The sequence below is a fragment of the Devosia equisanguinis genome (assembly GCF_900631955.1).
In the GTDB taxonomy this organism is placed as follows: domain Bacteria; phylum Pseudomonadota; class Alphaproteobacteria; order Rhizobiales; family Devosiaceae; genus Devosia; species Devosia equisanguinis.
In genome coordinates this window covers 103,868-117,453 of the sequence record NZ_UZWD01000015.1, presented here as the reverse complement: position 1 = coordinate 117,453, position 13,586 = coordinate 103,868, and the positions used below count along the sequence as shown (strand labels likewise).

At 63.6% G+C, this 13,586-nt stretch carries 12 protein-coding genes; 4 read left to right on the top strand and 8 right to left on the bottom strand.

The window, feature by feature from the left end; translation table 11 throughout:
* Positions 1–569: 569 nt before the first annotated feature.
* Positions 570–1,220, bottom strand: coding sequence for a L,D-transpeptidase (locus DEVEQU_RS04945; protein ID WP_223214106.1), 651 nt, complete (start codon positions 1,218–1,220; stop codon positions 570–572).
* Between the two features lie 201 nt (positions 1,221–1,421).
* Between DEVEQU_RS04945 and DEVEQU_RS04940 the strand changes: the two genes are divergently transcribed.
* Positions 1,422–1,997, top strand: coding sequence for a hypothetical protein (locus DEVEQU_RS04940; protein ID WP_126149464.1), 576 nt, complete (start codon positions 1,422–1,424; stop codon positions 1,995–1,997).
* Positions 1,998–2,127: 130 nt separating this feature from the next.
* Here the strand turns inward: DEVEQU_RS04940 and DEVEQU_RS04935 are convergent, their stop codons facing one another.
* A complete protein-coding gene (locus DEVEQU_RS04935) occupies positions 2,128–3,537 on the bottom strand; it encodes a helix-turn-helix domain-containing protein (protein ID WP_126149463.1) in 1,410 nt (469 codons plus the stop codon).
* Between the two features lie 151 nt (positions 3,538–3,688).
* Between DEVEQU_RS04935 and DEVEQU_RS04930 the strand changes: the two genes are divergently transcribed.
* Together DEVEQU_RS04930 and aceA are read left to right on the top strand one after the other, a co-directional pair.
* Positions 3,689–3,916 carry a hypothetical protein gene (locus DEVEQU_RS04930; RefSeq protein WP_126149462.1) on the top strand — a complete coding sequence of 76 codons (228 nt, stop codon included), beginning with the start codon at positions 3,689–3,691 and terminating at the stop codon, positions 3,914–3,916.
* Between the two features lie 95 nt (positions 3,917–4,011).
* On the top strand, positions 4,012–5,307 hold the full coding sequence (gene aceA / locus DEVEQU_RS04925; protein ID WP_126149461.1) for an isocitrate lyase: 1,296 nt from the start codon (positions 4,012–4,014) through the stop codon (positions 5,305–5,307).
* A gap of 277 nt (positions 5,308–5,584) precedes the next feature.
* On the opposite strand, the gene DEVEQU_RS04920 is transcribed toward aceA, so the two are convergent.
* The 5 genes from DEVEQU_RS04920 to recN all read right to left on the bottom strand — a co-directional run bounded on the left by DEVEQU_RS04920 (position 5,585) and on the right by recN (position 11,880).
* The gene (locus tag DEVEQU_RS04920; protein ID WP_126149460.1) at positions 5,585–6,049 is read right to left on the bottom strand and encodes a DUF3828 domain-containing protein; all 465 of its coding nucleotides are present in this window, start codon (positions 6,047–6,049) and stop codon (positions 5,585–5,587) included.
* A gap of 16 nt (positions 6,050–6,065) precedes the next feature.
* Positions 6,066–6,563 carry a DUF3828 domain-containing protein gene (locus DEVEQU_RS04915; RefSeq protein ID WP_126149459.1) on the bottom strand — a complete coding sequence of 166 codons (498 nt, stop codon included), beginning with the start codon at positions 6,561–6,563 and terminating at the stop codon, positions 6,066–6,068.
* On the bottom strand, positions 6,563–7,822 hold the full coding sequence (locus tag DEVEQU_RS04910) for a hypothetical protein (RefSeq protein WP_126149458.1): 1,260 nt from the start codon (positions 7,820–7,822) through the stop codon (positions 6,563–6,565). The genes DEVEQU_RS04915 and DEVEQU_RS04910 overlap by 1 nt, the downstream gene beginning before the upstream one ends.
* Before the next feature lie 16 nt (positions 7,823–7,838).
* Positions 7,839–10,049 carry an NAD-dependent DNA ligase LigA gene (ligA, locus tag DEVEQU_RS04905; protein WP_126149457.1) on the bottom strand — a complete coding sequence of 737 codons (2,211 nt, stop codon included), beginning with the start codon at positions 10,047–10,049 and terminating at the stop codon, positions 7,839–7,841.
* 160 nt (positions 10,050–10,209) lie between these two features.
* Positions 10,210–11,880: a DNA repair protein RecN gene (gene recN, locus DEVEQU_RS04900; protein WP_126149456.1), complete on the bottom strand. Its 1,671-nt coding sequence runs from the start codon at positions 11,878–11,880 to the stop codon at positions 10,210–10,212.
* Between recN and DEVEQU_RS04895 the strand changes: the two genes are divergently transcribed.
* Positions 11,879–12,058, top strand: coding sequence for a hypothetical protein (locus DEVEQU_RS04895; protein ID WP_126149455.1), 180 nt, complete (start codon positions 11,879–11,881; stop codon positions 12,056–12,058). The genes recN and DEVEQU_RS04895 overlap by 2 nt on opposite strands.
* A gap of 719 nt (positions 12,059–12,777) precedes the next feature.
* Here the strand turns inward: DEVEQU_RS04895 and DEVEQU_RS04890 are convergent.
* The gene (locus DEVEQU_RS04890) at positions 12,778–13,524 is read right to left on the bottom strand and encodes an SDR family NAD(P)-dependent oxidoreductase (RefSeq protein ID WP_126149454.1); all 747 of its coding nucleotides are present in this window, start codon (positions 13,522–13,524) and stop codon (positions 12,778–12,780) included.
* Between the last annotated feature and the right edge of the window lie 62 nt (positions 13,525–13,586).

Sequence of the window (13,586 nt, the reverse complement as noted above, 5' to 3'; positions counted from 1 at the left end):
CGCCCGGTGCGGGCGGGGGGTCTCTGGGGGCCATCGCCTATGGACACATTGGCACCGGGCTCTCAGCCCCAACCCTGCGCGCAGGGCAGGGCTATCGCATATGGGTTTGAGCACTCTGCACACCCCCACCCAACCTCCCCCTGAAGGAGGGGGAGGAGTCGCATCGCGTGCCAGGTGAGATATTGCCAAACACGCAGCCCGAACTCCCTCCCCCTTGAGGGGAGGGCCGGGGAGGGGGTCATTTAGCGATCCACTGATGGACCCCCTCCCTCATTCCCTCCCCTCAAGGGGGAGGGAGGCGAAAGAGCGCCGAGACCGGTTATAAAATGCGCCCAAAAGGGGACTGCCCCCGAAACGGAGAGCGGGAGCCGAAGCCCCGACGCTTGCGCCAGGGCTGCATGGTGGCTAGCCGACAGGCGCTCGGGCCAGGCCCAAGGGCGGATTGGTGCTGTTGCACCAAGTTCTGGACCACCGATAAACAAAAAGCACCGCCGGGGTGACCGGCGGTGCTTTGGGTGCTGGCTGCGGGTGACTACGGATGAACCGCAACCAGCAATTCGAGAATGGGGTCAGGCGTTGATCACTGTTACGCGGGCGCCAACGGGGACGCGGGCGTAGAGATCGATAATGTCCTGGTTCATGAGGCGAATGCAGCCCGAAGACACATTGGTGCCGATCGTGTAGGGCTCGGTGGTACCATGGATGCGGAACAGGGTGTCGGCGCCGTTCTTGTAGAGGTAAAGGGCACGCGGACCAAGCGGATTTTCCGGGCCGGGGCCCATGCCATTGGCGTAGGGGCCGTAGCGGTCGGGCTCGCGGGCGATCATCGACTTGGTCGGGGTCCAGCGCGGCCAGGCAGCCTTGCGGCCAATGGTGGCATTACCGCGGAACACCAGGGCCTCGTCCTTGCCGACGCCGATGCCGTAGCGCAGGGCGCGACCGCCCTCGAGCACCAGATAGAGATAGTGCGCCGGGGTATCGACGACCAGCGTGCCAGGACGCTCGGTGGTCATATAGGGCACTTCCTGGCGCCACCATTGCGGGTCGACGCGGCGCAGGTCCATGGCGGCGACCATGTAGGGCTCATCGGTAACCGGCCCATACATGCGCACGTAATAGGGATCGAAGGTCGGTTCGACGACCACGGGCTGGCGCGTGGTGGAGCAGGCCGACAGGGCGGTGGCGGAAATGCCAAGCAGGAAAAGGCGGCGGGAAATCAATACAGGGACCTCGGGGCAGGCATTTCGGGGAAGCGCGCGCAAATCGGTGCGCAGTCACCTCGTGATTACGCTTGTTATCCTTAACGTGGCACGAATTGGGCAGTTCCTCGCCACAATTTGATCTCATTGCGCACTGTTGCAGAACTCCCACACAATCGGCTAGCAGAGCGGGGGTGTGCAGCGCGAAAGGAAGCCTCGCCCATGGAACCGGTTGCCGATCTCTCGCTCTATGTGCGCCTGATCTCAGGCATGATCCTGGGCCTGGCGGTGGGCAAATTGCTCAGCGGCCTCGCCAAGTTCGTGCAGCATCCGCAGGAATATCGGATGAATATCGTCCACGCGCTGTGGATTTTCTTTCTGTTCGGCGCGATATCGGTGTTCTGGTGGGAAGAGGCGCAGACCTTCGGCAAGGTGCAGTGGAGCTATCCGCTCTATCTCTACCAGATCCTTTATTGCTCGAGCTATCTGTTCATGACTGCGGTGCTGTTGCCGGACGAAATCAAGTCCAATGACGGCGCCGAGAACCACTACGAATATTTTGTGGCCCGCCGGTACTGGTTCTATGGCGCGCTCTTGATCAGCCACTCTCTCGACATGGCCAATCTGGTGATCAAGGAAGGCTTTGCCGAACTGCCGATGACGCCGATGTTCTTCGGTATCAACGGGCTGATCTTCGTGCTGCTGGCGCTGGGAATCACGGTGCCCAAGCGGTGGGCTCAAATCAGCGTCGCTGCCATATTTGCCTTGCTGACCATCTTTTCCATGGTGCTCGAGTAACAGCAATGCCGGGGTCGCCCTGGTCCCGCGCTACCGCGCGCTGACCCCGTTTCGCGCCAGCGACGTCGGCACTGCCGAAAGCAGCCGGTTTTGATAGTCGAGATTCTGCTGTCGGTACCCCGCGCTACCGCTAGCCCATCCGCGCATATAGGCTTTCGGGCCTGACATTGTCATCGAGCCGGAAGCGATGGTCGGCCGGCGGATGCGCCCTTTGTCCGCATTCCATGCGCGGGCAGATGCGGCAGCCGACGCCGATGGGCACCACCTGCTGGGCGCTGCCTAGATCCATGCCGTCCGAATAGATCATCTCGCCGGCATGGTGGATGGCGCAGCCGAGACCGATCGAAAGATAGCGGCGCGGGGCGTTGTAGCGATAATCGCCCTTGGTGATGGTGCGGGCAATGCAGAAGAATTTCTGTCCGTCCGGCATCTGGCTCAGCTGCACATTGATCCGCTCGGGCGCCAGAAAGGCCGCATAGATGTTCCAGCGCGGACAGGCGCCGGAATGGCGCGGAATGTGAATGCCGGACAGCGAAAAGCGCTTGGAAATATTGCCGGCGATATCGGTGCGCACCAGATGCAGGGGAATACCCGAGGCGCCCTTGCGCTGCAGCGTGGTCATGCGGTGGCAGACCTGCTCGAAACTGGCGCCGAACCGCCGGCCCAGCCGTTCGATATCATAGCGATAGTCGCGACAGGCCCTTAGAAACGGCGCATAGGGCATGAGCAGCGCCGCCGCGAAATAGGCCGAGAGCACATTGCGCGCCAGGGCCGGCGCATCGCCCTCCGGCAATTCGGCGGCCGCGATCACCGCCTCGATTTCGGCTGTTGCCGCCATTTGCCCCAATTGCTGGGCCAGAAGAAAATTGGCGCTTTCCGCCGAGAGCAGGTCGGACACCAGCAGATGTCGCCGCGCCGGATCGGTCTGGCGGGCAATGCCATGCGGCAGCGAGGCCAGCCGCACCTCGAGCCCGAAGACATTGAAGAGATAGGTGCGGATGGCCGGATCGAAACTGTCGCCGGAATTGTCGATATCGACGCGCACCCTTTCGGCCGCATCTTCCAGCGCCGGAAAATGATTGGCGTTTTCCTGAAGGAAATCGGAAATGGCGTCGGTGGCCAGGTGATAGGGCTCTGCCTCCCCGTCCCGGCGCGGCGCTTCACCCCCGGACGCCAGCACCCGATAGCGATCATAAAGTTTCAGCACCGCCCGCGCCGCCGCCGGATTGGCGGTGGCAAGGTCGCGGATTTCGAGATTGGTGAGGTCGCTATCGGCGAAGAGATCGTCGCCGAACGCTTCCATCAGGTCGCCGGCCAACCGGCCCTCGTCACTGTCCACCAGTTCGCCCGGCTCGACCCCGAAATAGCCGGCGATGGAAAACAGCAAGGGGACCGTCACCTTGCGGCGATTGTGCTCGATCAGGTTGAGATAGCTGGGCGAAATCCCCAGCGCCGCCGCCAGGTCCGCCTGGTTCAGCCGCCGCTGCCGCCGCAACCGCTTGATGCGGCCACCGATCTGGCTTTCTGCCGTATCGACCATGTTTTCCTCCGCCCCCGGATTTACAGAATTTACAGAACTACGCTCCGGAATTGACCGCCGATTTACAGGTTTACAGGCGGTGTTCAGGCTATTTCTTGCATTCTTCTGCCGGTTGTCAAATATTTACATCAACCAGCGAGGAGAAATTCCAATGTCCCCCATCACCGCCGAACGCGACGAATACATCACCATCATTGCCCCCACCGCCAACGAGGCCATGGCCCAGTTCAAGGCTCGCGGGCTCGACGTCCAGGGCTATGCGATTGCCGGCCGCATCGGTCGGCACCAGTTCACCCTGGTTGGTGGCGAAGACGCGCAGGAACTGTTCTCCGGCGCCGGCATGATCGCGGCCACCTTCTCCCGCCGCGTCGCCGGCTAACCGCCGCGCCCCCAACCCAAAAGTTCCACGTGAATCATTGCCAGCCGTTTTCGGACGGACCGGCGCAGCCATGTCCAAATTCGAGGAGAACCGACATGCTCGACAAGCCACACAAGCCCGAAGCCTTCCCGACGCCGGATTATGCCCCGGATCGCTGGAAGACTATTGCCCGCACCTATACGCCCGCCGATGTGCGCCGCCTCGCCGGCTCCCTGCCCATCCGCCATACCCTGGCCGAGAACGGCGCGCAGAAGCTCTGGCAGCTGCTGCACAGTGAGGATTTTGTGCCCACGCTCGGTACCTTTACCGGCAATCAGGCCGTCCAGCAGGTCAAGGCCGGTTTGAAAGCCATCTATCTCTCCGGCTGGCAGGTTGCGGCTGACGCCAATTCTTCGGGCAATATGTATCCCGACCAGTCGCTCTACCCGGTCGACAGCGTGCCGGCCGTGGTCAAGCGCATCAACAAGGCCTTGCAGCGCGCCGACCAGATCCAGACCATGGAAAAGGCTGATGGCACTGCGACCACCGATCTCGACTTCTTCGTCCCCATCATTGCCGATGCCGAAGCCGGTTTCGGCGGCGCGCTCAACGTCTTCGAGCTGATGAAGGCCATGATCGAGGCCGGCGCGGCTGCCGTGCATTTCGAGGACCAGCTTGCATCCGAAAAGAAGTGTGGCCATCTCGGGGGCAAGGTTCTCGTGCCCACCAGCCAGTTCGTCCGCACCCTCAATTCCGCCCGGCTCGCTGCCGATGTCATGGGCGTGCCCACCATGATCATGGCGCGCACCGATGCCGAGGCAGCGCGGCTGATCACCTCCGATATCGACGATTACGACAAGCCTTTCGTCACCGGCGAGCGCACCGCCGAAGGTTTCTATCGGCTCAAGGGCGGCATCGACTGCGCAATTGCCCGGGGCCTGGCCTATGCGCCCTATGCCGATCTCATCTGGTGCGAAACCTCGACGCCTGATCTCGGCGAAGCGCGCAAATTCGCCGAGGCCATCCGCCGGGAGCATCCCGAGCAGATGCTGGCCTATAATTGCTCGCCCAGCTTCAACTGGGCCAAGCATATGGGCGAGGCCGATATGGAAAAGTTCCAGCGCGAATTGGGCGCCATGGGCTATAAATACCAGTTCATCACCCTGGCGGGCTTCCACAATCTCAGCCTCACCACGTTCGAATTGGCCCGGAACTACAAGGCGCGGGGGATGGCCGGCTATTCTGAGCTGCAACAGGCCGAATTCGCGGCGGAAAAACACGGCTTCTCCGCCGTCCGCCATCAGCGCGAAGTGGGCACCAGCTATTTCGACGCCGTCTCGATGACGGTGAGCGAGGGCCAGAGCGCCACCACCGCCATGGCCGAATCCACCGAAACCGCCCAGTTCCACTGAGGCAAACCCCGCGCCGGTCCCACCCCGGCGCGGATTCACGTGAAACCTTTTGCGGGCGGCTCCATCGCCGCCTGCCCCTTTCAGGGCAGGGCTATCGTATATGGCGAATTGGCACCGGGCTCTCATCCCCCCACCCCAGGCCTCCCCTCAAGAGGGGAGGGAGTTCGGGCGGCGCTTTTGGCAACATCTCACCCAGAACTCGATATGGATCCCGGCCTTCGCCGGCTTGACACCATGGGGGCGGGTTGTCCCGGCTCGGCCCGAAGGCCAAGCGCCGCTACTGCGCCGGCTGCGCCGAGAGGAAGATTTCGCTCAGGCGGTAGGGATATTCGCCATCGGTGCGGTAGACGTCGTCGATCTTCCAACCGCCATCTTCCTTGACCAGATCGTAGTAGATGGTCATCGGCTGATCGAAATTCTTGAAGTCCACCTCGACCACTGCCGTGTCACCAGAAATTTCCGGTGTGCCGATCACCAGATCGGACAGCATATAGTCCTGGCCATCGACATAGGGATCGAAGTCCAGCGCGCCCATTTCGCCTTCCGGCGTGCTGTTGGCATCGGCATCGTAAAGGGCGTTGAGCGCAGCCGAGCGGAACACCGACTCGTCGTCGTAGAAATTGTCGCTGAAATAGGGCTCGTAAAAGGCCTCGAGCAGGGCCTGGGGCGTGTCATAAGCCTGGGCACTGGCAAGACTGCCAAAGGCCAGGAACAATCCGGTCACGAGGGAAACAAGACGCATTGGAGACTCCAGGGGGTTAAGGGACTGTTGGGGCCGCTGCTGCGGCCTGCGCGGCGCGGGCGAAGCCGGCCGCGTAAAGATCGGTCATGCGATAGGATTTGCCGGCCATGGTCGAGACGACATCATCGATGCGCCAGGTGCCATCTTCACGCACCAGTTCGACGGTGACCGTGCCCGGCACGCCATCATTGTGAAAGGCGACATCGACAGCGGCGGTCTCACCATCCATGCTGATATCGCCGATTTCATGGGTGACCACCGCGCCGGGATAGGCACCGAGAAAGGGATCGAAATCGAGCGCGCCGGGCAGGCCCTGGAGTTGCAGGCGGTTACTCTCTTCGACCAGCGCATTGAGCGCGGCCGAGCGCAAGGCGTGGTCACTGCCATCGTAGTTGATCTGGGCATAGCCGGCATAGAATTGCTCGACGACAGCAGCGGGATCGCTCCGGTCGCCGGCAAGCGCTAGCGGTACGGCCAGCACCAGCGCCATGGCGAGGGCCAGCAGCCGGCGCATCAATTGAACCACACGATAAAATTCGGCCAGTTGTCGCCGAAGACGCGATTGCCGGCCACAAAACTCTGTTCATCGGCCACCGGCCCGTCGCGCAGGAAGGGCAAGGCCCCCTGCCCGGTCAGCAGCATGATGAGGTCAGTTTCGGTCGCCGTTTCGAAATAGGCCGGCAGGCTGAACCCCTGGCGGAAGCGCCAATGCGGGATCAGCAGATCACCGGCCAGGATCTGGTCCACGGTGTCGAGCGTTTCCATCCACGCATCGACAATCTCCTGGGTCACGGCCATGCCGGGAACCAGCGAGGTCTGGGCCGGCGAGGGCACCAGCTCGCGATTGTCATCGGTTTCGGCGAGGATCGCTTCCCAATTGCGCCGCGACAGCGCCGTGACGCTGCGCATGCGCTCGAGCACGCCGGCGAGACGGGCACTATCCTCCACTGGGAAGGACGCCGTGTGGATGGCCGCAATCATATCGGCTATGAACCCGTCGCTTTCGGCGTCCATCATCAGCGTGCCGCGCGGCTTGGAAAAATCCTGCATCGGCAGGCCGGCGCGGGGAAACACCCGGTGCAGCGCCGCGTCGAAGAACTGGGAAAAATCATGGGCCAGGAGCAGATCGACGGGCGCCGCGGTGATCTGCGTATAGCCAGCGAACCAAAGGGCATCGGCGCGGTCGAACCCGATCGTGGTATCGACAGGCGCTGTCCGCCCGTCCTTGGTCTTGCCCTGCGGCAGCTCTATGGCATCTCTGAGCAGCAGCGCCAGCGTTTCGCCCTCCGAAGAGGTGCCGTCACCATTGAGGTCGAGCCGCACACGCAGCGGATCGATGAGCAGGACAAAGTCGTCGTCGAATTCCGCCGCCAGCACAAAACCTTGCTGCGCCTGATCGAGCCCGCCGACGAAATCGTCGAGCACCTGGCGCAGCCCATCATAGGTCAGCGGCTCGGGGTCGGGATTGCCCGAGGCTGCGACCTGCGCCTCGCCAATGCCCAGCAGCATGGCCGCCGCCGGCATGTCGGGCGCGGTGGCACCGTGGCGATAGAGGGCCTGGGAAAAGCCCTCGGCGGTGAGGATGAGATCGATGAGGCCGACGCCGAAACAGGCTTCCGCGTCGCCCTCGTCGCAGGCGGTGGCATAGGCGTCGCGCTCGGCGGTGGCAGTCCCGGCATAGAGCAGGTCGGGCAATTTCTCGCCCAGGGGGCTGGCGATCGCTGCGCCGGGGGCCATCACTGCCGCCAGCGCCATTCCCATAACCAGGCGCATCTTCACCCTCCCAAAACTATTTGCCGACGCGTTCGAACCACTCGTCTTCGCTGATCACCTCGACGCCCAGCGCCGCGGCCGACTTGAGCTTGGAGCCAGCACCGGGCCCGGCCACCAGAATATCGGTCTTGGCCGACACCGAGCCAGCGACCTTGGCGCCGAGCCGTTCGGCCATAGCCTTGGCTTCAGATCGTGTCATTTTTTCGAGGGAGCCGGTGAACACCACCGTCTTGCCGGCAATCTGGCTGTCGGCTGAAATGGTCACCACATAGGGCTGCGGCTTGACCTGCAGCAGCAGTGCATCGAGCACCGCGTCATTGCGCTCATTGCCGAAAAAGTCGACCAGTGCCTCGACCACGGTGCCGCCAATGCCGTCGATCGAGGGGAAGGCGGCCATCGGGTCCGCCGCGGCGGCGGTTTCCTTGCCGACGCGGATGACCTCCTCGATGGTGCCGAAATTGCGCGCCAAGGCCGCGGCAGTGGTTTCGCCGATGTGACGGATGCCCAGCGCGAAGATGAAGCGATCGAGTTCGGGCTCGCGGCGGGCGTCGATGGCGGCAAAGAGCTTGTCGAGGCCCTCGTAATTGCGGTCCTCGACGCTGCGCACATTCTTGCGCGTCTTGCCCGAGGCTGCCTCACGTGCCCGCGCCTGCTCCTCGCGCCGCTCGGCAAGAGCCTGCTGCACGGCCGGGCGGCGGTCCCGCAGGGTGAAGATATCGGCAGCCGTACCAAGCAGGCCCTTGGAGAAGAACAATTCGATATTTTCCGCGCCGAGCCCCTCGATATCGAGCGCCCCGCGGGAGACGAAATGCTTGAGACTCTCGACCGCCTGGGCGGGGCAGCTGAGTTCGCCGGTGCAGCGACGACGCGAATCGGCCTTGCCGGTCTTTTCGTTGACCTCGCGCACAGCGGGCGAGCCGCACACCGGGCAGGTGTCGCGCATTTCATAGGGCAGCGCCTCAGGAGGGCGCTTTTCGATCAGCACATCGACGATCTGCGGAATGACGTCGCCGGCGCGCTGGATGACGACGGTGTCGCCGATGCGGATATCCTTGCCGTCGCGGATGGGGTCGCCCTTGCTGTCGAACCCCTTGATATAGTCCTCATTGTGCAGGGTGACATTGACCACAGTAACGCCGCCGACGCTGACCGGATCGAGCCGGGCCACCGGCGCCAGGGTGCCGGTGCGGCCCACCTGGATATCGATGCCGCGCACCACGGTCGTGGCCCGTTCGGCGGGGAATTTGTGGGCGATGGCCCAGCGCGGCTCGCCGGTCACAAACCCCCAGCGCCGCTGCAGCTCCAGCTGATCGACCTTATAGACCACGCCGTCGATATCGTAGCCGAGCGAGGAGCGCTGGGCCTCGATGGTCTTGTAATGGGCGATCAGTTCCTCGGCCGAAGTGGCGCGCACCATCAGCGGGCTGATCTTGAACCCCCATTCGGCAAATTTCTGCACGGCCTCGAACTGGGTCGGTGCCGGATCGGCACTGGTAAAACCCCAGGCATAGGCAAAGAATTTGAGGTTGCGGCTGGCGGTGATCGAAGGATCTTTCTGGCGCAGCGAACCGGCGGCGGTGTTGCGCGGATTGACATAGTCCTGCCCGCCAATGGCGGCCGAGCGCTCCTTGAGCGCCTGAAACTCGGCATAGGTCATATAGACCTCGCCCCTGATCTCGATCACCTCTGGCCAGCCAGAGCCGGCGAGGCGTTCGGGAATATCCTTGATGGTTCTGAGATTGGCGGTGATGTCCTCGCCCACCGTGCCGTCACCGCGAGTCGCGCCCTGGACGAAGACGCCATTTTCGTAGCGCAGCGAAGCCGACAGCCCGTCGATCTTCGGCTCGGCCGTGAAGGCTAGGGCCAGCCCCTCGTCGCGCTGGAAGAAGCGATGGCCGCGCTCGATGAAGTCGGTCACATCCTCGTCGGTATAGGCCTTGGCGAGGCTGAGCATGGGCACGCCGTGGCGTACCTTGGCAAAGCCCTCGGCCGGGGCGGCGCCAACCTTGCCGGTGGGCGTGTCGGTCCGCACCAGTTCCGGGAAAGCCTCTTCGATGGCGTCGTTACGGCGCTTGAGCGCGTCATATTCGGCATCGGTGATCTCGGGCGCATCATTCTGGTGATAGGCAATGTCTGCCGCTGCTATGGCAGCGGCCAACCGCTCCAGCTCGGCACGCGCCTCGTCCTCGGAAAGGTCGGCAACGTCTTTTGAGGAAAGGTCGGACATGGGATCACTCATTGAACAGCCTTGCCTTCTCCCCTTGCGGGAGAAGGTGGCGCACAGCGCCGGATGAGGGGTCTACGATGCTTGGTCCTCTAGGGCAATCAAAGCAACCCCTCACCCACCCTTCGGGCACCCTCTCCCGCAAGGGGAGAGCGAAGAAAGGTCATCCCACAGCCCCAAGCAATTTCTTGGCAGCAGCGCGGGCTTCGTCGGTGATCTCGGCGCCGGCGAGCATGCGGGCTACCTCTTCCTGGCGTGCCGGCTTGTCGAGCGGGCGGACATGGGTGCGCATGAAGGCGCCCTCATTGACCATCTGCTTTTCGATCAAGAGGTGCCGATTGGCCCGCGCCGCCACCTGTGGCGCATGAGTGACCGTCAGCACCTGCACGGTGCCGGCCAGCCGCGCCAGGCGGCGGCCAATGGCGTCGGCGACGGCACCACCAACGCCGGTGTCGATTTCGTCGAAAATGAGCACCGGCGCCGAGCCGCGATCGGCCAGCACCACTTTGAGCGCCAGGAGGAAGCGGCTCAATTCGCCGCCCGAGGCCACCTTGAGCAGCGGCCCGGGCGCGGTGCCCGGATTGGTCTGCACGTGGAAGGCGATCTGGTCGAAACCGGTGGCGGCCACCCGCTCCCCGTCGATCTGGTGATCGACGATAAATTTGGCCGCGCCCAGTTTGAGATCGGGCAATTCGGCTTCTACGGCCTTGCTCAGCGCCTTGGCTGCCTTCTTGCGACCAGTGCTGAGAATATCGGCCGCCTCGCGATAGCGGGCGCGCGCCGTCGCTTCCTCGGCTTCGAGCGCCCGCAACCGGCTTTCCCCGCTTTGCAGCGTATCGAGATCGCCCTCATATTTGGCCAAGACCTCGACCAGGCCATCACAGCTGGTCTGGTGTTTGCGCGCCGCAGCGCGCAGGGCGAAGAGTCGCTCCTCGACCGCCTCCAATTCCGCCGGATCGAAGGCCATTTCGCGCTTGAGCTCTTCGAGCGCATCAGTGGTGCGATCCAATGTGATCAGGCTGGCATCGAGCGCCTCGACCAGCGGCTGGAACAGGGAGGCGCCGCCATCCACCTTGCGGATCAGCCGGCGCATCAGCCCCGCCAGTGCCGGACCGGGGGCGTTGGCGCCATTGAGGATATCGTCGATCTCGACCACGTCGGAGGAGGCCTTTTCGGCCTGCTGCAATTGCTGGCGGCGCTCGGCCAGTTCGTCCTCTTCGCCCAGCACCGGCTTGAGCTTGCCCAACTCGTCCACGGTGTGGCGGGCATATTCTTCGGCGGCGATGGCCTCGGCCACCAGGGTCCGCTGTTCGGAGACGGACTGCTGGATTTCGGCCAAGGCCGCCCAGCATTCCCGCACCGCATTGGCGTGCGGGGCCAGCTCGCCGAAAGCGTCGAGCGCCGCGCGGTGTGTCGCCACATCGACCAGCGCCCGGTCGTCGTGCTGGCCGTGAATTTCGACGATCTGCCCACCCACCTTTTGCAGCAGCGAGGCTGATACCGGTTGATCGTTGATGAAGGCGCGGGTCCGGCCATCGGCGAATTGCACGCGGCGCAGGATGACGTCCTCGTCGTCGGCAATGGCATTGTCGCGCAGCAGCGCCCGCGCCGGATGATCGGCCGCCAGCTCCAGCACGGCCACCACCTGCCCGCTGTCCTGCCCCTGGCGCACCAGCGAAGCGTCGCCGCGACCGCCCAAGGCCAGCGTCAGCGCATCGAGCAGGATGGATTTTCCGGCTCCGGTCTCGCCGGTGAGCACCGTCATCCCGGCATCGAGCGCCAGATCGAGTTGATCGATAAGAACGATATTACGGACCGACAGCGCGTTGAGCATGTCCGAGCTTTCCGAATTGGACCGACCACCCCGCTATACCACCGCCCTGCCCGGTTCACGGGCGCGCCATCACCGCTTCCACAGCAAAGACGAGCAGCACGAGGCCGATCCGCATGATAGCAAACCAGAACAAATTGGCAACACGGATTTGCGTGGTGCTCGAATGGACTGGGATTGAGGATTGGGGTGCTGAACCCTCCAGGACTCCGTTCGTTGATGGGAGTTTGCTGAACCTGCAGCACCCCCACCTAACCTCCCCCTGTAGAAGGGGGGAGGGAGAGCCGGAGCCGAGGGCTAAGAAGCGCCTCCCAACGCGCTCAAAGTGAACACCTCCCCCTTGAGGGGAGGGGGCGATAGCGCCGCATCAACCAGAACGTGAAACGCTCTAGATCATTTCAAGCTGAGTTGGCCTTCGGCCCATTTCGCCTCGCTCAGCCTTGAGGGCAGGGCTATCGCATATGGGTTTGAGCGTGCTCCACACCCCCTCCCGGCCTCCCCCGTCAAGGGGGAGGAGCCGCATCGAGTGCCAGGTGACATATTGCCAAACACGCAGCCCGAACTCCCTCCCCCTTGCGGGGAGGGCTATCGCATAGGACCATCATGCCCTCGGAAGGCAGTAGTCGGGTTCTGGCGCGACAGATGAAACGCGCACCACGCCGCCCTCGGGCCTGACCCGAGGGCCTGTCGGCGGGCCGCCAGACAGTACCGGTGCAGGCGGAGATTGGCCCTCGGATCGAGCCCAAGGGCGGAACGGTGGAGGGGAAACGCCGGGACAATACGAGGCGCCAAGTCGCGCTTTCGCTCGTGGAGGACCAGAGCCCAGGACAATATGCGATGGCACTGCTCGCAACGGGGAGGAGACGACAGAACTGAGGGTCCGGCTCAGTTTGAAATGCCCTAATAGGTCGCGCGGCCGCCTGAGAGGTCGAAGACGGAGGCGGTGGTGAAGCTGTTTTCGCGGCTGACCAGCCAGGCGACCATGCTGGCGGCCTCCTCGACCTCGAGGAACCGGCCGCGGGGGATGCGGCTGAGCATATAGTCGATGAATTCGGGCTTGAGCTCGTCGAGAATGCGCGTCTTGGCCGTGGCCGGCGTGATGGCGTTGACGGCGATGTCGTATTTGGCCAGTTCCTTGCCCAGTGCCTTGGTCATGGCGATGACGCCACCCTTGGCCGCGGCATAGGCGGCGGCATTGGGATTGCCCTCCTTGCCGGCAATCGAGGCGATGTTGACGATGCGCCCGTAATTGGCCGCTTTCATGAAGGGCACGACGGCGCGGTTGACATAGAAGGTGCCGTTGAGATCGATGTCGATCACCCGTCGCCACTCGGCGGGGTCATATTCGTCGAGCGGCGCGTTCTTGCCGGCAATACCGGCCGAATGCACGAGGATGTCGATGCCTCCATGGCTTTGCGCGACTTCGGCGGCGGCCCTGGCCACCGCATCGCCATCGACGATGTCGACCACGAGGGACGAGGCGGCATCGCCGAGGCGCGCCGTGGCCGCGGCAAGCGCTGGCGGGTCGATATCCCAGAGGCTGACCCGCGCGCCCGAGGCGACAAGCCGGGCAGCGATGGCCAGGCCGATGCCCTGCGCGCCGCCGGTAATGATGGCCGTCTGATTGTGCAGGTCGTAGGAATTCATCGCTTTGGTCCGCCTCTTGCTCGGCGGATCGTAGAAGCGGGCGGCAGGGTCCGCAAGCCGCC